Raw genomic sequence first — 20,386 nt, 5'->3', positions numbered from 1 at the left:
GGTTACATTCCGAACCCGGAAGCTAAGCCTCACAGCGCCGATGGTACTGCAAGGGGGACCTTGTGGGAGAGTAGGACGCCGCCGAACTCCTTTTGATAGGGCTGGTCCCTGAACTTCGGTTCAGGGACCAGCCCTTTTTTGTTTTGCTTAACTTTACGTTCACATTGCCCCCGAAGCATGGGGCCATGGCTACCGCTGAAATGCTCAGGGCCGCCGGCGTGGGTGCCGGTCACGAGGTCGTCGTACCGGCCTTCGGGAACGCGGAGATCGCCGAGGCCGTGACCCGCACGGGCGCGCTGCCGGCCTTCGCCGACATAGACCCCGTCACTTACTGCCTGGACACCGCTGCCGTGGAGGCGGCGATAACTCCGCGCACCGCGGCCCTCGTTGTGGTGCACCGCTTCGGACGGCGGGCGGACACCCGGGTGTTGCGCGAGGTCGCCGCGCGGCACGGGCTGTTCGTGCTGGAGCACGGCGAGTCCGAGACGCCGTACGACGAGCTGGCCTCCCGTCGGGAGCGGGCCGCGTACCTCGACGCGCGGCTCAAGGGTGTGCGTACGCCGGCCGGAGGCGCGGGGCACACCTATCAGCAGTACGTGGTGCGGGTGCCGGGCAACGGAAGGCCGGACCGGGACGCTTTCGCGCGAGCCTTGCGGGCCAGGGGAGTTGACTGCCGGGTGCCGGTGCGGACGCCCGTCCACCGGCTGCCCGGATTCCGGCGCGGTGTGTCGCTGCCGGAGACCGAGCGGGCCGCCGACGAGACGCTGGCGCTGCCCGTGGACGCCGCGCTGACCAAGCGGGAGATGCACCGGATCGCCGCTGCCTGCAACGCGCTTGGCGGACTTCTTCAGCCCGCTTGATGATCGGCCCCGAACGGATTTGGGAACCCGTGCGTGTTCGGGGTACGATCTTCTTGTTGCCGCGAGGGAAACCTCGAAAGCGACAAGGCCCCTATAGCTCAGTCGGCAGAGCGTCTCCATGGTAAGGAGAAGGTCAACGGTTCGATTCCGTTTGGGGGCTCAGCGAAAAAGACCCCGCCCGAATGGGCGGGGTCTTTCGCATGTCCGGGAGCAGGCGCGGGGGCCGGGGCCCCGGGCCTCAGTCCTGCTGGAGGCCCGGAACCCGCATGGCCAGGATCGCCATGTCGTCGGACGGGGCGTCGGAGGCGAAGCGCTCCACCGCGCGCAGGATGCGGGCGGCCACCGCGCCCGCGGTGAGTCCCGTGCACGTGGTGAGGACGTCGGCGAGGCCGTCGTCGCCCAACATGCGCGCGCCCTCACGGCGTTCGGTGACGCCGTCCGTGACGCACAGGAGCACGTCGCCGGGGTCGAGGGTGACCGTCTGCTCGTACAGCTCCAGGTCCTCGATCACGCCGAGCAGGGGCTGCGGTTCGGCGGCGGCCTCCACCGTGCCGTCCTGACGCAGGCGCAGCGGGAGCGGGTGGCCCGCGCAGACCACCTTCATCTCGGCACCGCCGTCGGCCTGGGGGCGCAACTCGCCGTAGAGCAGGGTGAGGAAGCGGCTGCGGTCGCCCTCGTCGAGGATCGCGGAGTTGAGGCGCTCCAGGACCGCCGGGCCGCTCAGGCCCTCGCGGGCCAGCAGGCGCAGGGCGTGCCGGGCGAGGCCGGTGACGGCGGCGGCGTTCGGGCCGGTGCCGCAGACGTCGCCGATGGCGAAGCCGTAGGCTCCGTCGCCGATCGGGAAGAGGTCGTAGAAGTCGCCGCCGACCTCGTTGCCCTCGCCGGCCGCGCGGTAGATGACGTCGACCTCGACGCCGTCGATGTGCGGCAGACCCGGGGGCAGCAGGCTGCGCTGGAGGGACTGGCTGATGGCCGTGCGCTCCGAGTACAGGCGGGCGTTGTCGAGGGCGAGCGCGGCGCGGCGGGAGAGGTCCTCGGCCAGTTCCAGGATCTCCTGGCGGAAGTGTTCGTCCGTGGGCTTGCCGAGGGTCAGCATCCCGATGACGCGGTTGCGGGCGACCAGCGGCAGGACCACGGTCTCGCCACCGACGGCGGAGGCGGTCGCCAGGGTCGGGCCGATGCTCGCGGTGAGCTGCTGTGCGGGGCCGCCGCCGAGTCCCAGGCTGCGCATGGAGCTGCGCAGGGCCGCCTGGTGGGCGACCTCGCCGGGCAGCGGCCAGACCTGGGCGCCCGGAGTCAGGACCGGCTCGGGCGGGGGGATCTTCGACAGCAGGGACTTGATGCCGTCGATGAGTTCCTCGTCCTCGTGCAGGACGTACGACAGATAGGGGTCCGAGGCGGGGTCGGCGATCGTGTAGACCGCGCACCAGGTGGCCAGGGTCGGGACCGTCATCTGGGCCATGAGGGCCAGTGTCTGGTCGCGGTCGAGGGTGCCGGCGAGCAGGTCGGACGCCTCGACCAGGAAGCTGAGCGAGCCGCGGCGCAGCCGCTCCAGTTCGCCGAGGCGGGCCGATTCGACGGCCAGGGCGATGCGGTCGGCGGCGAACTGCAGGCGCAGCGCCTCCTCGTTGGAGTAGCGGCCGGGTGCCTCTGCGGCGACGCCCAGGGAGCCGGTGAGGCGGCCCTCGACCTTGAGCGGCACCGTGACGACCGAACGCATCCCGGTGCCGGCGAGGAGGGGGACCGCGCCGGGCACGGAGGTCAGGTCCTCGTGGACGGCGGGCATCCGGGCCGAGCCGTAGCGGCCGGGACCCGCCTCGACGGGGACGCGGGCGAAGCGCTGGCGGGCGGAGGGCAGGCCGGTGGAGGCGCGGACCTCCAGTTCGGTCTCGTCGTCGGTGGCCAGGAGCAGGAAGGCGGAGTCGCCGTCGAGCATGTCGCGGGCGCGTTCGACCGTGCGCTGGAGGAGGCCGTCGAGGTCGTCCGGGGCGGGGGAGCCGATGAAGACCTCGAAGGGGTCCGCGCTCGGACCGTCGGCGCCGCCCTGGTCGCCCGCGGGTCCGCGGGAGGGGGTCTGGAGGACGGCGCGCTCGTGGTCGCGGACCAGGAGGCAGACGGTGGAGGGCTCGCCCTCGGTGTCGCGGACTCTGAGGTGGGAGGCGTAGACGGGGGTGACGCGGCCGTCGGCGCGGCGGACGCCGTAGCTGCCCTCCCAGCGTGAGAGCTGGAGCGCCTCGGCGATACCGGTGCCGGTGCCCGGGGTGTGCGGCCAGGCGGCGAGGTCGGTGAGGGGCTTGCCGACGACCTCGTCGGCCGCGTACCCGAAGAGTTCCTCGGCGTCCTCGTTCCAGGCGCTGACCGAGCCCTTGCGGTCGATCTGCAGGACGGCCACGCGGACCCGGCCGTCGGCGGTGGGCAGCAGGTCGGGGGGCAGGGCGGGGCCGGCGGTGCGGGTGCCGAGCGGGCGTTCGGGCAGGTCGAGCTGGAACCAGACGTTCTTGTGGGTGGAGGTGTACTCCACGCCCCAGCGGGAGGCGAGGGCCGCGCAGAGCTGGAGGCCGCGGCCGCCCTCGCGGTCGGGGCTGCCCATGACCGCGTGGGCGTTCTGCAGCGGGACCTCGCGCTCGGGGTAGCGGTCGGAGACCTCGATGCGGACGCCGGGCTCGGTGCGCAGGCACAGGACCTCGGCCTCGGTGCCCGCGTGGACGACGGCGTTGGTCACCAGTTCGCTGGTGAGGACCACCGCGTCGTCGACGATGTCGGCGAAGCCCCAGCCCTGGAGGGTGTCGCGGACGAAGGACCGGGCGGTCGCGACCGATCGCCCCACGGGCTCGAAACTGGCGGCCGCGCGCGCGGTGATCACAGAACTCCCTGACCTGTCGTCTACGTGCAAGGCGATGGGACCGGCCGGCTCGCGCCGCTGTCGCGGCATCCGCTCGCCCTTCGGCCCCTGCTCCGGGGTCTGTTCTCCCGGGATCGCTCCGGTCATGCTCCGCGGCCGCCCCTCCGATAACCGCTCTTCGTCGTCTCGGCGCAGGGCCGAGCGGGCCGGTGCGGCTGGACAGCCCGGTGCAAGGTTACTTACCTTCGCCGTCCGAGCGGATGCCGGTCACCGGTGTTTACCCCCCAGGGTGTGCGGACGATGTGCGAAGCTGCCGAACTGTTATGGCCTGGTTCGGCCGGGGTGAAACACTGGGCAGGATTTCGATGAAGGTCCGGCCGGACCGCGTGTGCTCCGTGAGCGATGGGCAGCAGCCCCTGGTGCGGCCGGAACTTCGCGGACAGCGGTAACGGCAGGAGTGCCGAGCGGCCGTAGGGGCCGGGCGGTGACGAGTACGCGGAAGCAATCCGGGGCGCCGGCCGGCGGCGCACCGGGCCGGCGCGGCCGGGCACGGCAGTGACGGTCTACCCCTCCGGGAGGGACACAGTGGAGTCTGGCGCGGCGACGCGGGGCACGAAGACGCGCGCGAAGGGCGGACCGTCCGCGCGGAGGGGCGGGGGCACCACCGTCGTGGACACGGCTGCCCTGAACCGGTTGCTGTCGGCTCTGGAGGCCATGCGGGACGGCAATTTCCGCAAGCGGCTCACGGTGTCCGGCGACGGGGTGATGTCGGAGATCGCGGCGGTCTTCAACGAGGTCGCCGACCGCAATCTGCATCTGACCGGTGAGCTGGCGCGCGTGCGGCGCATGGTCGGCCGCGAGGGCAAGCTCACGGAGCGGCTGGAGACGGGGGCGTGCGAGGGCTCCTGGGCGGCCGCCGTGGAGAACTCCAACGCGCTGGTCGACGAACTGGTGTGGCCGGTCTCGGAGGTCAGCCGGGTGCTGACGGCGGTCGCGGAGGGCGATCTGTCGCCGCGCATGGATCTGCGCACCGAGGCGCCGGACGGGACCGGGCATCCGCTGCGGGGTGAGTTCCTCAAGGTGGGCCGGACGGTCAACAACCTGGTGGATCAGCTCTCCACGTTCACCGACGAGGTGACGCGGGTGGCCATCGAGGTCGGCACCGAGGGCAAGCTCGGCGGTCAGGCCAAGGTACGGGGCATGTCGGGTTCGTGGAAGGACCTGACGGAGTCGGTCAACACGATGGCGAACCGGCTGACCGCGCAGGTGCGGGACATCGCCCTGGTGACGACGGCTGTCGCGAGCGGTGATCTCTCGCGCAAGGTCACCGTGCAGGTGGCCGGCGAGATGCTGGAGCTGAAGAACACCGTCAACACGATGGTGGAGCAGCTCTCGTCCTTCTCCTCCGAGGTGACGCGTGTCGCCCGCGAGGTGGGCACGGAGGGCATCCTGGGCGGTCAGGCGCAGGTGCCGGGCGTGGCCGGTGTGTGGAAGGAGCTGACCGACTCCGTCAACACGATGGCCGGGAACCTCACCGCGCAGGTGCGCGGGATCTCCCAGGTGACGACGGCGGTCGCGAACGGTGACCTGTCGCAGAAGGTGACGGTGCCCGCGCGCGGCGAGGTCGCGCAGCTCGCCGAGACGATCAACCAGATGACCGAGACGCTGCGGATCTTCGCGGACGAGGTCACGCGGGTGGCCAACGAGGTCGGCGCCGAGGGGCGGCTGGGCGGGCAGGCCAATGTGCCGGGCGCGGCGGGCACCTGGAAGGACCTGACGGACTCGGTCAACACGGTCTTCCGGAACCTGACCACGCAGGTGCGCGACATCGCGGCCGTGACGACGGCCGTGGCGAACGGCGATCTGTCGCAGAAGGTCACGGTGGACGTGGCCGGCGAGATGCTGGAGCTGAAGAACACCGTCAACGGCATGGTGGACCAGCTCTCGGCGTTCGGTGCCGAGGTGACCCGGGTCGCGCGGGAGATCGGCGTCGAGGGTGAGCTGGGCGGTCAGGCGCAGGTGTCCGGTGCGGCCGGTACCTGGAAGGACCTGACGGACTCGGTCAACACCGCGTTCCGCAACCTGACCGGTCAGGTGCGCAACATCGCCCAGGTGACGACGGCGGTGGCCAACGGCGACCTCTCGCAGAAGGTCACCGTGGACGTCTCCGGCGAGATGCTCAAGCTGAAGAACACCGTGAACACCATGGTGGACCAGCTCTCCAGCTTCGCCGACCAGGTGACCCGGATGGCCCGCGACGTGGGCACGGAGGGCCGCCTGGGCGGTCAGGCCCGGGTGGACGGCGTCTCGGGCACCTGGAAGGAGCTGACGGACTCCGTCAACCTCATGGCCAACAACCTGACCATGCAGGTGCGCAACATCTCCCAGGTGACGACGGCCGTGGCGCGCGGCGATCTGTCGCAGAAGATCGGCGTGGACGCGCGCGGGGAGATCCTGGAACTGAAGAACACCATCAACACGATGGTGGACCAGCTCTCCGCCTTCGCCGACCAGGTGACCCGGGTCGCCCGGGACGTGGGTACCGAGGGCCGGCTCGGCGGTCAGGCTCAGGTGCCGGGCGTGGCCGGTGTGTGGCGCGACCTCACCGAGTCGGTGAACGGCATGGCGGGCAACCTCACCGGCCAGGTGCGCAACATCGCGCAGGTCGCGACCGCGGTGGCGCGCGGCGACCTCTCCCAGAAGATCACCGTGGACGCGCGCGGGGAGATCCTGGAGCTGAAGAACACGCTGAACACGATGGTGGACCAGCTCTCCTCGTTCGCGCAGGAGGTCACGCGCGTCGCCCGTGAGGTGGGCACGGAGGGCATCCTCGGCGGTCAGGCCGAGGTCCAGGGTGTCTCGGGCACCTGGAAGGACCTCACGCAGTCCGTGAACTTCATGGCGAACAACCTGACGAGCCAGGTGCGCAACATCGCCGAGGTCACGACGGCCGTGGCCAAGGGCGACCTGTCGAAGAAGATCACCGTCGACGCCAAGGGCGAGATCCTCGAACTGGTCACCACGGTCAACACCATGGTGGACCAGCTCTCCAGTTTCGCCGAGCAGGTGACCCGGGTGGCCCGTGAGGTGGGCACCGAGGGCATCCTGGGCGGTCAGGCGCACGTGCCGGGTGTCACGGGCATCTGGAAGGACCTGAGCAACAACGTCAACCTGATGGCCAACAACCTGACCATGCAGGTGCGCAACATCTCGCAGGTCGCCTCGGCGGTGGCCAACGGCGACCTGACCCGTCAGGTGACCATCGAGGCGCGCGGCGAGGTGGCGCAGCTCGCGGACACCATCAACATCATGGTGAAGACGCTGAGTTCGTTCGCGGACCAGGTCACCAAGGTGGCCCGCGAGGTGGGTACGGACGGCATCCTGGGCGGTCAGGCGCACGTTCCCGGTGTGGCGGGCACGTGGAAGGACCTCACCGAGTCGGTGAACGGGATGGCGTCCAACCTGACCGGCCAGGTGCGCAACATCGCCATGGTGACGACGGCCATCGCCAAGGGCGACCTGACCAAGAAGATCGACATCGATGCCCGGGGCGAGATCCTGGAGCTGAAGACGACGATCAACACGATGGTGGACCAGCTCTCGTCGTTCGCCCAGGAGGTGACCCGGGTGGCCCGTGAGGTGGGCACCGAGGGCATCCTGGGCGGTCAGGCGCGCGTGCGGGACGTGGACGGCACCTGGCGGGACCTGACCGAGTCCGTGAACGAGATGGCCGGGAACCTGACCCGGCAGGTGCGCGCGATCGCCAAGGTCGCCACGGCCGTGACGCGCGGCGACCTGAACCTGAAGATCGACGTGGACGCCTCCGGCGAGATCCAGGAACTTCAGGACTCCATCAACAAGATGATCGCCAATCTGCGCGACACCACGATCGTCAACAAGGAACAGGACTGGCTCAAGGGCAACCTGGCCCGGATCTCCGCGCTCATGCAGGGGCGCCGTGATCTGAAGGACGTGGCCTCGCTCATCATGAGCGAGCTGACGCCGGTGGTCTCGGCGCAGCACGGCGCGTTCTTCCTGGCGATGCCGCTGGTGGACGGCCAGGAGATCGGCGGCGACTCCGAGGACGGGTACGAGCTGCGGCTGCTGGGTTCGTACGGCTGCACGACGGGGGCGATGCCGACGTCGTTCCGTCCCGGCGAGGGGCTGATCGGCGCGGTGGCGCAGGAGAAGCACACGCTGCTCGTCGAGCCGCCGGCCGGCTACCTCAAGATCACCTCGGGCCTTGGCGAGGCGCGGCCCGCGCAGCTGATCGTGCTGCCGGTGGTCTTCGAGGGCAAGGTGCTCGGCGTGATCGAGCTGGCGTCGTTCACCAGGTTCACGCACATCCAGCGGGACTTCCTCAGCCAGATCGCGGAGATGATCGCGACCAGCGTCAACACCATCTCGGTCAACACCAAGACCGAGCAACTGCTGGCGCAGTCGCAGGAGCTGACCGAGCAACTGCGTGAGCGGTCGGCGGAATTGGAGAACCGGCAGAAGGCGTTGCAGTCCTCCAACGCCGAACTGGAGGAGAAGGCCGAGCTGTTGGCCCGCCAGAACCGCGACATCGAGGTCAAGAACACCGAGATCGAGGAGGCGCGGCAGGTTCTGGAGGAGCGGGCCGAGCAGCTCGCGGTGTCGATGCGGTACAAGAGCGAGTTCCTCGCCAACATGTCGCACGAGCTGCGTACGCCGCTCAACTCCCTGCTGATCCTGGCCAAGTTGCTGGCCGACAACGCGGAGAGCAACCTCTCCCCGAAGCAGGTGGAGTTCGCGGAGACCATTCACGGCGCGGGCTCCGACCTGCTCCAGCTCATCAACGACATCCTCGATCTGTCGAAGGTCGAGGCGGGCAAGATGGACGTCTCCCCGACGCGGATCGCGCTGGTCCAGCTCGTGGACTACGTGGAGGCGACCTTCCGGCCGCTGACGGCGGAGAAGGGCCTGGATCTGTCGGTGCGGGTCTCCCCGGAGCTGCCCGCGACCCTGCACACCGACGAGCAGCGGCTGCTCCAGGTGCTGCGCAACCTGCTGTCCAACGCGGTGAAGTTCACCGACTCGGGCTCGGTGGAGCTGGTGATCCGGCCCGCCGGGACGGACGTACCGCAGTCCATCCGGGAGCAGTTGCTGGAGGCGGGCTCGCTCACCGATCCGGACGCGCCGCTGATCGCGTTCTCGGTGACCGACACCGGCATCGGGATCGCCGCGAGCAAGATGCGGGTGATCTTCGAGGCGTTCAAGCAGGCCGACGGCACGACCAGCCGCAAGTACGGCGGCACCGGGCTCGGCCTGTCGATCTCCCGCGAGATCGCCCAGTTGCTCGGCGGTGAGATCCACGCGCAGAGCGAGCCGGGCCGCGGCTCGACGTTCACGCTGTATCTGCCGCTGCACGTCAACGGGCTGCCGCCGCAGGGCTATTACCAGCAGTCCGTGCCGCAACTGGAGGCCGGTGAGCTGGTCGCCGCCTCCGAGGCGCGGGTGTCCATGGAGTTGTCGGCGGCGGAGACCGACACCCCGGCCGAGGTGAAGTCGTACCGGGAGACGCAGAACGGGCCCGCCGCGCTCTTCCGGCGACGCCGTCGCTCCGCGGCCCCGGAACCCCGCCTCGAGCTCCCGCAGGCGCCCGCCGGGCAGCAGGAGGGCGAGGCGCGGCCGGAGGCCGCCGTGCGGTTCGGCGGCGAGAAGGTGCTGATCGTCGACGACGACGTGCGCAACGTGTTCGCGCTCACCAGCGTCCTCGAGCAGCACGGACTGGCGGTGCTGTACGCCGAGAACGGCCGCGAGGGCATCGAGGTCCTTGAGCAGCACGACGACGTGGTGGTCGTGCTGATGGACATCATGATGCCGGAGATGGACGGCTACGCGACGACCACGGCGATCCGCAGGATGCCGCAGTTCGCGGGGCTGCCGATCATCGCGCTGACGGCCAAGGCGATGAAGGGGGACCGGGAGAAGGCGCTGCAGTCGGGCGCCTCCGACTACGTCACCAAGCCGGTCGACCCGGACCATCTGCTGGGCGTCATGCGACAGTGGATGCGGCCGGAATCGAACGGTGGCTGAGTGCCGGGAGATCCCGGCGCCGGGGCCGTGACTACAGTGTCGCGAGCCCCGGTGACGGTGCGACAGGTCGGGCTGTGACCGAGGACTCACATCCCCGCCAGGTGTCGGAATCCCGGATTCCGGGAACGCTCCGGGCCCGGCCCGCGTTTCCGCTCCGTGCACAGTGACATCACGGTGACAGGGTGTGGCGACGGGCGGGGTGCGGCTACGATGACCGGCACAAGGACGGGCGGCGAAAGGGAGTCGTCCCCTGGGGCGGCGCCCGGTGTACCGCCGGGGCGAGGAGGGCGGGCCATGGTGCAGAAGGCCAAGATCCTCCTGGTCGATGACCGGCCGGAGAATCTGCTGGCGCTGGAGGCCATCCTCTCGGCGCTCGATCAGACGCTGGTGCGGGCATCGTCCGGGGAGGAAGCGCTCAAAGCACTGCTCACGGACGATTTCGCGGTCATTCTGCTGGATGTCCAGATGCCGGGCATGGACGGTTTCGAGACGGCCGCGCACATCAAGCGGCGGGAGCGGACGCGGGACATCCCGATCATCTTCCTGACCGCGATCAACCACGGCCCCCACCACACCTTCCGGGGGTACGCGGCGGGCGCGGTGGACTACATCTCCAAGCCGTTCGACCCCTGGGTGCTGCGCGCCAAGGTGTCGGTGTTCGTCGAGCTGTACATGAAGAACTGCCAACTGCGCGAGCAGGCGGCGCTGCTGCGGCTCCAGTTGGAGGGCGGCGGCAAGAACACGGTCGCCGGCAAGGAGCCCGCCGGGCTGCTCGCGGAGCTGTCCGCGCGGCTCGCGGCCGTCGAGGAGCAGGCCGAGGCGCTCTCCAAGCAACTGGACGAGGAGTCGGCGGACGCGGCGGCGGTCGCCACGGCCGCCCATCTGGAGCGCAAGCTCACCGGGCTGCGACGCGCGCTGGACGCGCTGGAGCCGGGCGCGGACGGCGGGGGCGCGCCGCTGCCTCCGCAGAACTGACGTGCCGGGACCGGCGCCCGCTCCGTACGGGCGTCCATGAGGGCACGTCAGTTCCGTGCCCCGGCACGGGCGACACGAACGGGTGAAGCTCTGGGCACACGTGTCCGCCGTCGTCCTCACCGGTAACCTCACACCCATGGCCTCACGTCCCTCCGCAGCCAAGAAGCAGCCCGCCAGAAAGGCGGCCGCTCCCGCGAAGGCTCCGGCGAGGAAGGCCCCCGCGAAGAAGGCACCGGCCAAGAAGGCGGTCGCCAGGAAGGCCCCGGCACGCAAGCCGGTGCCGGCCAGGCCCGCGCCCAGCCCCACCGGGGGCGTGTACCGGCTCGTGCGCGCCCTCTGGCTGGGTCTCGCGCACGCGGTCGGCGCTGTCTTCCGGGGCATAGGGCAGGGCGCGAAGAACCTCGACCCCGCCCACCGCAAGGACGGCGTGGCGCTCCTGCTGTTCGCCCTCGCGCTGATCGTGGCCGCCGGGACCTGGGCCGATCTGCAGGGTCCGGTCGGCGACCTGGTGGAGATCCTCGTCACCGGCGCCTTCGGGCGGCTCGACCTCCTGGTGCCGATCCTGCTCGCCGTGATCGCCGTACGGTTCATCCGGCACCCGGAACAGCCGGAGGCCAACGGGCGGATCGTGATCGGCCTGTCCGCGCTCGTCGTCGGCGTCCTCGGCCAGGTCCACATCGCCTGCGGCTCGCCCGCCCGCAGCGACGGGATGCGGGCCATAAGGGACGCGGGCGGCCTCATCGGCTGGGCCGCGGCGACCCCGCTGACGTACACCATGACCGCGGTGCTCGCCGTACCGCTGCTGGTGCTGCTCACCGTGTTCGGGCTGCTGGTCGTCACCGCCACCCCGGTCAACGCCATTCCGCAGCGCCTGCGCGCGCTCGGCGTGCGCCTCGGCGTGGTGCACGACCCGGACGTCGACGCCTTCCACGCCGGGGAGTTCGCGGACTACGACGAGGAATGGCGCGAAGGCACCCCAGGACGCCCCAGGACGCGCCGGGGCGCCCCGGCGGGGCCCGACGCGGACGGCGCCGAGGAGGACGCCCTCGCGCGCCGCCGGAGCCGCCCCAGGCGCTCCGCCGCGCCCCAGCCCGACCCCCAGCGGCCGATGGACGCGGTGGACGTCGCCGCCGCCGCGGCCGCCGCGCTCGACGGCGCCGTACTGCACGGGATGCCGCCCTCCCCGGTGGTCGCCGACCTCACCCAGGGAGTGAGCACGGGCGACCGCGAGGAGACGACGCCGGTGCCGACGCCGTCCCCGGTGCCGGGCGCCCGTCCGAAGCGGGACACCTCCTCGGACTCCGGCAGCGTCCCCGACCTCACCAAGTCCTCCCCGCCGCCCGCGCCCCGCGAGATGCCCGCGCGCGCCGAACAGCTCCAGCTCTCCGGGGACATCACCTACGCGCTGCCCTCGCTCGACCTGCTCACCCGCGGCGGCCCCGGCAAGTCGCGCAGCGCGGCCAACGACGCGATCGTGGCCTCGCTGCGCACGGTGTTCAGCGAGTTCAAGGTGGACGCCGACGTCACCGGCTTCACCCGGGGCCCGACGGTCACCCGCTACGAGGTCCAGCTCGGCCCCGCCGTGAAGGTCGAGCGGATCACCGCGCTCACCAAGAACATCGCGTACGCCGTCGCCAGCCCGGACGTGCGGATCATCAGCCCGATCCCCGGCAAGTCGGCGGTCGGCATCGAGATCCCCAACACCGACCGGGAGATGGTCAACCTCGGCGACGTGCTGCGCCTCGCGGAGTCCGCCGAGGACGACGACCCGATGCTGGTCGCCTTCGGCAAGGACGTCGAGGGCGGGTACGTGATGCACTCCCTGGCCAAGATGCCGCACATGCTGGTCGCCGGCGCCACCGGCTCCGGCAAGTCGTCCTGCATCAACTGCCTGATCACCTCGATCATGATGCGCGCGACCCCCGAGGACGTGCGGATGATCCTGGTCGACCCCAAGCGCGTGGAGCTGACCGCCTACGAGGGCATCCCGCACCTGATCACGCCGATCATCACCAACCCCAAGCGGGCCGCCGAGGCGCTGCAGTGGGTCGTGCGCGAGATGGACCTGCGCTACGACGACCTCGCCGCCTACGGCTACCGGCACATCGACGACTTCAACCGCGCGGTGCGCGAGGGCAAGGTCACCCCGCCGCCCGGCAGCGAGCGCGAGCTGCAGCCGTACCCCTATCTGCTGGTGATCGTGGACGAGCTGGCCGACCTGATGATGGTCGCCCCCCGCGACGTCGAGGACGCCATCGTGCGTATCACCCAGCTCGCCCGCGCCGCCGGCATCCACCTGGTGCTCGCCACCCAGCGGCCCTCCGTGGACGTGGTCACCGGTCTCATCAAGGCCAACGTGCCCTCCCGGCTGGCCTTCGCGACCTCCTCGCTGGCCGACTCCCGCGTCATCCTCGACCAGCCCGGCGCCGAGAAGCTCATCGGCAAGGGCGACGGCCTGTTCCTGCCCATGGGTGCCAACAAGCCGACCCGCATGCAGGGCGCGTTCGTGACCGAGGAGGAGGTCGCGGTCGTCGTCCAGCACTGCAAGGACCAGATGGCGCCGGTCTTCCGGGACGACGTCACCGTGGGCACCAAGCAGAAGAAGGAGATCGACGAGGACATCGGCGACGACCTCGACCTGCTGTGCCAGGCGGCCGAGCTGGTCGTCTCCACGCAGTTCGGCTCCACCTCGATGCTCCAGCGCAAGCTGCGCGTGGGCTTCGCCAAGGCGGGCCGGCTGATGGACCTCATGGAGTCCCGGAACATCGTGGGTCCGAGCGAGGGTTCCAAGGCTCGTGACGTTCTCGTGAAACCTGACGAACTGGACGGAGTGCTCGCCGTCATCCGGGGGGAGTCTGACGGCTAGGACCCGCCGTGTGGCGGGCCCTAACACGCTGAAGGAGAGCGGGCCACCCGGCGTGTCGCTGTTGCGCCGGGTGGCCGCACCGCCGTGATCCACCCGTTAGATCTCGGCGGGCAACCGTTTCCCTTCGCAGTACGTCAAGTTGAGCGAGATGCGGGGTAGAGGTTTCTTTCGGGAGCCGATTCCCCCGTCCCGCCGTCGGACTGACCGGCCATTCCGATGGCGTACAAAGTCCCGTCGCCCGCTTGCCCCACCCTTTCGTACCCCGCCTAGACTGAACCCCCAGCACAGGTGGCTCACACGCTCGAAAGGCGCCCCCGTGTCCATCGGCAGCAACTCCCCCGAAGACGAGCGTCCGTTCCACGACGTACCCGACGACAAGCGCCCCTCCGTCGGCCATGCCCTCAAGCAGGCGCGCCTCGCCGCCGGTCTGACGGTGAGCGACGTCAGCAACGCCACGCGCGTCCGTCTCGCCATCGTGCACGCCATAGAGGCCGACGACTTCGCGCCCTGCGGCGGCGACGTGTACGCCCGTGGGCACATTCGCACACTGGCCCGCGCCGTGCACCTCGACCCCGCGCCGCTGGTCGCGCAGTTCGACGCCGAACACGGCGGGCGGCCCGCGCCCACCCCGGCCGCGCCGCTGTTCGAGGCCGAACGCATCCGCCCCGAACGGCGGGGGCCCAACTGGACGGCCGCCATGGTCGCCGCGATCGTCGTCGTGATCGGTTTCGTCGGCTTCACCGCCTTCAAGGGCGGCGACGGCGGCGGTGCCGACACGCAGGCCGCCGACGGCAGCCCCTCGCCCACCGTCACCAAGTCCCCGTCCGCCACGCCGGCCCCGGCCAAGCCCGTCACGCCGAAGTCCGACCCGTCCGACAGCGCCATCGCCGCCGCCCCCCAGGACAAGGTGACCGTCCAGGTCAGCGCGGCCAACGGGCGCAGCTGGATCTCCGCCAAGGACCACAACGGCCGGATGCTCTTCGATGGACTGCTCGACAAGGGCCAGTCCAAGACCTTCCAGGACAGCTCCAAGATCAACCTGATCCTCGGAGACGCCGGGGCGATCCAGCTCTACGTCAACGGCAAGAAGATCGACGACGAATTCCGGCCGGGCGCCGTGGAGCGTCTGACGTACACCAAGGGCGATCCCGAGGTGGGCTGACCCACCGGGTGACCTCGGGGTGAGTGGTGATGTCGACGGGGTTGGCCGCTGCGGCCAACCCCGTCGACATAGGGTGCCGGTCAGACAAAGTAGTCTTGAGCCCATGCCTGAACGCCGTACCGTCGCACTCGTCACTCTCGGCTGCGCCCGTAACGAGGTGGACTCGGAGGAGCTCGCAGGCCGCTTGGAGGCGGACGGCTGGCAGCTCGTCGAGGACGCCGCGGACGCCGATGTCGCCGTCGTCAACACCTGTGGATTCGTCGAGGCCGCCAAGAAGGACTCCGTCGACGCCCTCCTGGAGGCCAACGACCTCAAGGACCACGGCAGAACCCAGGCCGTCGTGGCCGTGGGCTGCATGGCCGAGCGGTACGGCAAGGAGCTGGCCGAGGCGCTGCCCGAGGCCGACGGCGTGCTCGGCTTCGACGACTACTCCGACATCTCCGACCGGTTGCAGACCATCCTGTCCGGCGGCATCCACGCCGCCCACACCCCGCGCGACCGCCGCAAGCTGCTGCCGATCAGCCCGGCCGAGCGCCAGGAGTCCGCGGCCACGGTCGCCCTGCCCGGCCACGGCCCGACCGACCTCCCGGACGGCCTCGCGCCCGCCTCCGGCCCCCGCGCGCCCCTGCGCCGCCGTCTGGACGGTTCCCCGGTCGCCTCGGTCAAGCTCGCCTCCGGCTGCGACCGGCGCTGCTCCTTCTGCGCCATCCCGTCCTTCCGTGGCTCCTTCATCTCCCGCCGCCCCAGCGACGTGCTCAACGAGACGCGCTGGCTGGCCGAGCAGGGCGTCAAGGAGATCATGCTGGTCTCCGAGAACAACACGTCCTACGGCAAGGACCTGGGCGACATCCGCCTGCTTGAGTCCCTGCTGCCCGAGCTGGCCGAGGTGGACGGCGTCGAGCGGGTGCGCGTCAGCTACCTCCAGCCGGCCGAGATGCGGCCCGGTCTGATCGACGTGCTGACCTCCACCCCGAAGGTCGTCCCGTACTTCGACCTGTCCTTCCAGCACTCCGCGCCGAACGTGCTGCGCTCCATGCGCCGCTTCGGCGACACCGACCGCTTCCTGGAACTGCTGGACACCATCCGGTCCAAGGCGCCCCAGGCCGGTGTGCGCTCCAACTTCATCGTCGGCTTCCCCGGCGAGACCGAGTCCGACCTGGCCGAGCTGGAGCGCTTCCTGACCGGTGCCCGCCTGGACGCCATCGGTGTCTTCGGCTACTCGGACGAGGACGGCACCGAGGCCGCGACCTACGACGGCAAGCTCGACGAGGACGTGGTGGCCGAGCGCCTCGCCCGCGTCTCGCGGCTCGCCGAGGAGCTGGTCTCGCAGCGCGCCGAGGAGCGCGTCGGGGAGACCGTGCACGTCCTCGTGGAGTCCGTCGACGGCGAGGACGGGACGTACGGGCGCGGTGCCCACCAGGCGCCGGAGACGGACGGCCAGGTGCTGCTCACGAGCGGCGAGGGCCTGAGCGTCGGACGTATCGTCGAGGCCAAGGTGGTCGGCACCGAGGGCGTCGACCTGGTGGCCGAGCCGCTTCCGGGCTCGTCGGTGTGTAGCGAGGAGGCGGCCAGATGACCGGAGTCCCGGCATCCGCCTCGGGCGGCTCTCCCGGCGCGCGCAGCGCTTCGGACCGGGCCGCCGACGGTGTTCCGGAGGTCTCCGGTCCCGCCCTCGCGCCGGACGCTCGGCCCCTGCGCGGCGGCAAGCTCGCGGCCGCCGCCGTCAACCAGGCCAGCGTCTGGAACGTCGCCAATCTGCTGACCATGCTCCGGCTGGTCCTGGTGCCCGGCTTCGTCGTCCTGATGCTGGAGGACGGCGGCTACGACCCCGCCTGGCGCTCGCTCGCCTGGGCGGCTTTCGCCATCGCCATGATCACCGATCTGTTCGACGGTCATCTGGCGCGCACCTACAACCTCGTCACCGACTTCGGGAAGATCGCCGACCCGATAGCCGACAAGGCGATCATGGGCGCGGCGCTGATCTGCCTCTCGTCCCTGGGCGACCTGCCCTGGTGGGTGACGGGGATCATCCTCGGCAGGGAACTCGGCATCACGCTGCTGCGTTTCGTGGTCATCCGGTACGGCGTGATCCCGGCCAGCCGGGGCGGCAAGCTCAAGACGCTCACCCAGGGCGTCGCCGTCGGCATGTACGTGCTCGCGCTGACCGGCTGGCTGGCCAGCCTCAGGTTCTGGGTGATGGCCGCCGCCGTGATCCTCACCGTGGTCACCGGACTCGACTATGTGAGACAGGCCATCGTGCTGCGCCGCCGGGGAATCGCGGAGCGTGCGGCGGCGTTGGAGGAACTGGAAGCGTGACGACCACGGCCACCGAACTGGTCCGGCTACTGACGGTGAGCGGAGAGACGCTCGCCGTCGCCGAGTCGCTGACCGGTGGTCTGGTCGCCGCCGACATCACCGCGGTCCCCGGGGCGTCCCGGGTCTTCCGTGGTTCGGTCACCGCTTACGCCACTGAGCTCAAGCACCGGCTCCTCGGTGTCGACGCCGCTCTCCTGGAGCGGCGCGGGGCGGTGGATCCGCAGGTCGCGGTCCAGATGGCCGCAGGGGTGCGCCAGGCCCTCGGGGCCGACTGGGGCATCGCCACCACGGGCGTCGCCGGCCCCGACCCGCAGGACGGGAACCCGGTGGGCACGGTCTTCGTCGCCGTCGCCGGACCGGCCGGAAAGCGCCTTGATTCCGCCCCCGGCGGAAAAGTGGAGGCCCTGCGGTTGAACGGCAGCCGTGCGGAAATTCGTAGGGAGAGTGTACGGAGCGTACTCGCGCTGCTTCTACGGGAGCTTGCGGGCGAACAGACCGGAAATGAGCGGGCACAGGATACGGAACGGAACGGGGGGTTTTGATGTTTGCAGCCCTGAGTGAACACGACATCGCTCCCCGCACGGCCGCGGCGCAAGGCGGTACGGTGGGGCGAGAAGGATGCGGCTACGCGGTCCGAGGAGGGAGCCACCGATGATTCTGCTCCGTCGCCTGCTGGGTGACGTGCTGCGTCGGCAGCGCCAGCGCCAGGGCCGTACTCTGCGCGAAGTCTCCTCGTCCGCCCGAGTCTCACTCGGCTATCTCTCCGAGGTGGAGCGGGGGCAGAAGGAGGCTTCCTCCGAGCTGCTCTCCGCCATCTGCGACGCGCTGGACGTACGGATGTCGGAACTCATGCGGGAAGTGAGCGACGAGCTCGCCCTCGCCGAGCTCGCCCAGTCCGCCGCGGTCACCGACGCCGTCCCGGCGCCGGTCCGTCCGATGCTGGGTTCCGTCTCGGTGACCGGTGTGCCACCGGAACGGGTGACCATCAAGGCACCGGCCGAGGCGGTCGACGTGGTCGCCGCGTGATCGTCACGCGCGCGGCCTGACAGCCCCGAACGTGTGAAGCCCCGGCAGGGCTTCCCAGGGACACCCTGGTGAGGCCCGGCCGGGGCTTTCGCATGTCCGTCTTTCCTTCGCGGGCGGGGCTTTCCGGGGGTGCGCCCGCGTTCCTCCGATCGGCGGGGCTCGTGCGTGGCCACGGCGTGGCGGCTTGCGTCCCGGCTCCACCGTTTGCCGGGGTCCACGGGGCCGGTCATGGTGGAGGCAGGCCGATGCCGGCTGCCCGAGACCCCCGGAGGAACGGCGATGTACGTGGTGAAGAGCCCGCTGCCCGAGGACGCGCTGAAGACCGTGTCCGACGCCCTGCAGGGCGCGCTCGTCGATCTGGTGGACCTCTCGCTGGTCGCCAAGCAGATCCACTGGAACGTCGTCGGCCCGCGCTTCCGCTCCATACACCTCCAGTTGGACGACGTGGTCGCCTCAGCGCGCGCCCACTCCGACACGGTGGCCGAACGGGCCTCCGCGCTCGGTGTCTCACCGGACGGACGGGCGGCTTCCGTGGCCTCCGACAGCGGTATCGAGTCCCCGCCCGCGGGCTGGATCAAGGACACCGACGCGGTCGGCGCGATGGTCGGGGCCCTCGGTGCGGTCATCACTCGTATGCGTGAACGTGTGCACGCGACCGGCGAGGCCGACCCGGTGACCGAGGACCTGCTCATCGGGATCACGGGCGACCTCGAGAAACACCACTGGATGTGGCAGGCGGAGAACTCCTAGGGCTCTTCGTTTGGACGAGCCCGGCATGACCCGAATGAGAGGCCCTGGGCGTCGGCGCACGCAGGGCACGGACCGGGAGTCCGTCTCCCGGTCCTGCTCCGGTGAGCCCTCGGTGCGCCTTCCTCGCGGGACAGGCGGCGCTCTAGCGTCCGGCTGGAGGTGGCGGGCCATGGTGGGGCGTGTGATGCGCTGGGGGGCTGTTCTCGGGCTGGGCACGGTGTGGTGGTGGGCCGCGTTGCGGCTGGCCCTGGGAGAGGGTGCGGGGGTCCTGGAGGGCTCCGTGGTGCTCGGCGGGTGGGGGCTGGGGGTGCTGCCGGTGCACTGCGTGGCCAGGGAGCGGGCGGCGGGGGCCGTGGGGCCGGGGCGGTGGCGGGAGGCTTGGCGGGGGAGTGGGAGCGCGAGTGGGGGTGTGGGCGGGGCAGGGGCGGCGGCGGGGGCTGCCGAGGCGAGCGGTTCGGGGGCGGGTGTCGTCGGGGCGGCTGTTTCCGGGCCGCCCGTTTCCGTGGCGTCTGTGGCGGGGCCGTCTCTCGTGGTGCCGGCCGACTCGGCGCCGTCTGCTGCGGGGTCGTCCGGTGCGGGGGCGCCTGGGTCCAGGGCCTCTGGCTCCGGGGCGTCCGGTGCGGGGGCGCCGGTGGAGCGTGGGTCCGGGCCGGGGGACGGCCGGCGGGGGTGAGCGTGCTGCCGGTCAGGACCGGCGGGGGTTGCGGTCACGCCAGCGCTGGGGCGAACCGGGTGCCGGGGCGGGGCCCGGCTGGCAGGTGGGGCACCAGTAGGTCGGGCGCTCCTGGGAGCCGTCGCCCTGGTCCGCCACCCGGACGGAGGTGCCGCAGCGCAGACAGGGGCGGGGCGCGCGGCCGTACACGAAGAGGTCGTACCGGTGCAGGCCCGTCGTCTGGCGGACGGGGCGGTCGCGGTTGATCTCCAGGAGCCGCTGGGCCACCGCGGGCAACTGGGCGGCCCGGTCCGGGGGCAGTGCGCCGACCGGCAGCCAGGGGGTCACACCGAGCAGGAAGCACAGTTCGCTCTTGTAGATGTTGCCGATGCCGGCCAGGTTGCGCTGGTCGAGGAGGGCCTCGCCGAGGGGGCGGTCGGGATCCCTCCGGAGGTTGGCCAGGGCGAGTTCCGGGTTCCAGTCGGGGCCGAGCAGATCGGGGCCGAGGTGGCCCACCGCGCGCTCCTCGTCGGCGGTGCGCAGGAACTCCAGCACCTGGAGGCGGTAGCCGACGGCCGTGCGGTCGTCGGCGCCCAGGACGGCGCGGATCTGGTGCCCGGGGCCGCCGCGCCAGCGCTCGCCCGGGGCGTACACCTTCCAGGCGCCCTCCATGCGCAGATGCGTGTGCAGGGTCAGGCCGCCCTCGAAGCGGGTGAGCAGGTGCTTGCCGCGCGCGACGGTACCCAGGACCGTACGGCCGGTGAGGTCCAGCGTCGCGTACCTCGGCACCCGGAAGTCGCTGCGAGTCAGCACCCGGCCCGCGAGCGCGGTGTGCAGCCGTTTCGCGGCCTGCCAGACCGTGTCACCTTCGGGCATG

The 20,386-nt window shown here is 71.0% G+C and carries 12 protein-coding genes, 1 tRNA gene, 1 rRNA gene and 1 pseudogene; 13 read left to right on the top strand and 2 right to left on the bottom strand.

Annotated elements, in window-relative coordinates:
- The 3 genes from rrf to ACWEEU_RS19660 form a co-directional block, all read left to right on the top strand.
- A 5S ribosomal RNA gene (rrf, locus tag ACWEEU_RS19670) occupies nt 1-87 on the top strand; the annotation flags it as partial.
- A gap of 98 nt (nt 88-185) precedes the next feature.
- Entirely contained in the window at nt 186-860 is a 675-nt protein-coding gene (locus tag ACWEEU_RS19665) for a DegT/DnrJ/EryC1/StrS family aminotransferase (RefSeq protein ID WP_385751595.1), read from the top strand.
- Between the two features lie 87 nt (nt 861-947).
- Nucleotides 948-1,020, top strand: a tRNA-Thr gene (locus ACWEEU_RS19660).
- A 78-nt stretch (nt 1,021-1,098) separates the two neighbouring features.
- Here ACWEEU_RS19660 and ACWEEU_RS19655 read toward each other — a convergent pair.
- The gene (locus tag ACWEEU_RS19655) at nt 1,099-3,849 is read right to left on the bottom strand and encodes a SpoIIE family protein phosphatase (protein WP_451733873.1); all 2,751 of its coding nucleotides are present in this window, start codon (nt 3,847-3,849) and stop codon (nt 1,099-1,101) included.
- A 438-nt stretch (nt 3,850-4,287) separates the two neighbouring features.
- Between ACWEEU_RS19655 and ACWEEU_RS19650 the strand changes: the two genes are divergently transcribed.
- The 10 genes and pseudogenes from ACWEEU_RS19650 to ACWEEU_RS19605 form a co-directional block, all read left to right on the top strand.
- Nucleotides 4,288-9,762, top strand: a complete 5,475-nt coding sequence (locus ACWEEU_RS19650) for a HAMP domain-containing protein (protein ID WP_385750475.1) — start codon at nt 4,288-4,290, stop codon at nt 9,760-9,762.
- A 294-nt stretch (nt 9,763-10,056) separates the two neighbouring features.
- The gene (locus tag ACWEEU_RS19645) at nt 10,057-10,737 is read left to right on the top strand and encodes a response regulator (protein WP_385750472.1); all 681 of its coding nucleotides are present in this window, start codon (nt 10,057-10,059) and stop codon (nt 10,735-10,737) included.
- A 136-nt stretch (nt 10,738-10,873) separates the two neighbouring features.
- Entirely contained in the window at nt 10,874-13,603 is a 2,730-nt protein-coding gene (locus ACWEEU_RS19640; protein WP_385750470.1) for a DNA translocase FtsK, read from the top strand.
- A 316-nt stretch (nt 13,604-13,919) separates the two neighbouring features.
- Nucleotides 13,920-14,765, top strand: coding sequence for a helix-turn-helix domain-containing protein (locus ACWEEU_RS19635; RefSeq protein ID WP_451733870.1), 846 nt, complete (start codon nt 13,920-13,922; stop codon nt 14,763-14,765).
- Between the two features lie 103 nt (nt 14,766-14,868).
- Entirely contained in the window at nt 14,869-16,341 is a 1,473-nt protein-coding gene (gene rimO, locus ACWEEU_RS19630) for a 30S ribosomal protein S12 methylthiotransferase RimO (protein WP_451733868.1), read from the top strand.
- Entirely contained in the window at nt 16,338-17,081 is a 744-nt protein-coding gene (gene pgsA / locus ACWEEU_RS19625; RefSeq protein ID WP_385751540.1) for a CDP-diacylglycerol--glycerol-3-phosphate 3-phosphatidyltransferase, read from the top strand. Before rimO ends, pgsA begins: the two co-directional genes overlap by 4 nt.
- Nucleotides 17,078-17,623: a CinA family protein gene (locus tag ACWEEU_RS19620; RefSeq protein WP_451733866.1), complete on the top strand. Its 546-nt coding sequence runs from the start codon at nt 17,078-17,080 to the stop codon at nt 17,621-17,623. Before pgsA ends, ACWEEU_RS19620 begins: the two co-directional genes overlap by 4 nt.
- Before the next feature lie 109 nt (nt 17,624-17,732).
- Nucleotides 17,733-18,107, top strand: coding sequence for a helix-turn-helix domain-containing protein (locus tag ACWEEU_RS19615; protein ID WP_018547420.1), 375 nt, complete (start codon nt 17,733-17,735; stop codon nt 18,105-18,107).
- 279 nt (nt 18,108-18,386) lie between these two features.
- Nucleotides 18,387-18,857, top strand: a complete 471-nt coding sequence (locus ACWEEU_RS19610; protein WP_385747699.1) for a Dps family protein — start codon at nt 18,387-18,389, stop codon at nt 18,855-18,857.
- A gap of 169 nt (nt 18,858-19,026) precedes the next feature.
- A pseudogene (locus ACWEEU_RS19605) lies at nt 19,027-19,248 on the top strand (hypothetical protein); the annotation flags it as partial.
- A gap of 294 nt (nt 19,249-19,542) precedes the next feature.
- Here ACWEEU_RS19605 and ACWEEU_RS19600 read toward each other — a convergent pair.
- Nucleotides 19,543-20,385: an Fpg/Nei family DNA glycosylase gene (locus tag ACWEEU_RS19600; RefSeq protein WP_451733864.1), complete on the bottom strand. Its 843-nt coding sequence runs from the start codon at nt 20,383-20,385 to the stop codon at nt 19,543-19,545.
- Between the last annotated feature and the right edge of the window lies 1 nt (nt 20,386).

The organism is Streptomyces sp. NPDC005004, assembly GCF_053600675.1.
This window is presented reverse-complemented; position numbering and strand designations above follow the sequence as displayed.

Excerpts from the sequence above, each read along its gene's own strand:
- ACWEEU_RS19665 (WP_385751595.1), top strand. The coding sequence starts at position 186 with ATGGCTACCGCTGAAATGCTCAGGGCCGCCGGCGTGGGTGCCGGTCAC.
- ACWEEU_RS19655 (WP_451733873.1), bottom strand. The coding sequence starts at position 3,849 with ATGACCGGAGCGATCCCGGGAGAACAGACCCCGGAGCAGGGGCCGAAG.
- ACWEEU_RS19645 (WP_385750472.1), top strand. The coding sequence starts at position 10,057 with ATGGTGCAGAAGGCCAAGATCCTCCTGGTCGATGACCGGCCGGAGAAT.
- ACWEEU_RS19640 (WP_385750470.1), top strand. The coding sequence starts at position 10,874 with ATGGCCTCACGTCCCTCCGCAGCCAAGAAGCAGCCCGCCAGAAAGGCG.
- rimO (WP_451733868.1), top strand. The coding sequence starts at position 14,869 with ATGCCTGAACGCCGTACCGTCGCACTCGTCACTCTCGGCTGCGCCCGT.
- pgsA (WP_385751540.1), top strand. The coding sequence starts at position 16,338 with ATGACCGGAGTCCCGGCATCCGCCTCGGGCGGCTCTCCCGGCGCGCGC.
- ACWEEU_RS19615 (WP_018547420.1), top strand. The coding sequence starts at position 17,733 with ATGATTCTGCTCCGTCGCCTGCTGGGTGACGTGCTGCGTCGGCAGCGC.
- ACWEEU_RS19610 (WP_385747699.1), top strand. The coding sequence starts at position 18,387 with ATGTACGTGGTGAAGAGCCCGCTGCCCGAGGACGCGCTGAAGACCGTG.
- ACWEEU_RS19600 (WP_451733864.1), bottom strand. The coding sequence starts at position 20,385 with ATGCCCGAAGGTGACACGGTCTGGCAGGCCGCGAAACGGCTGCACACC.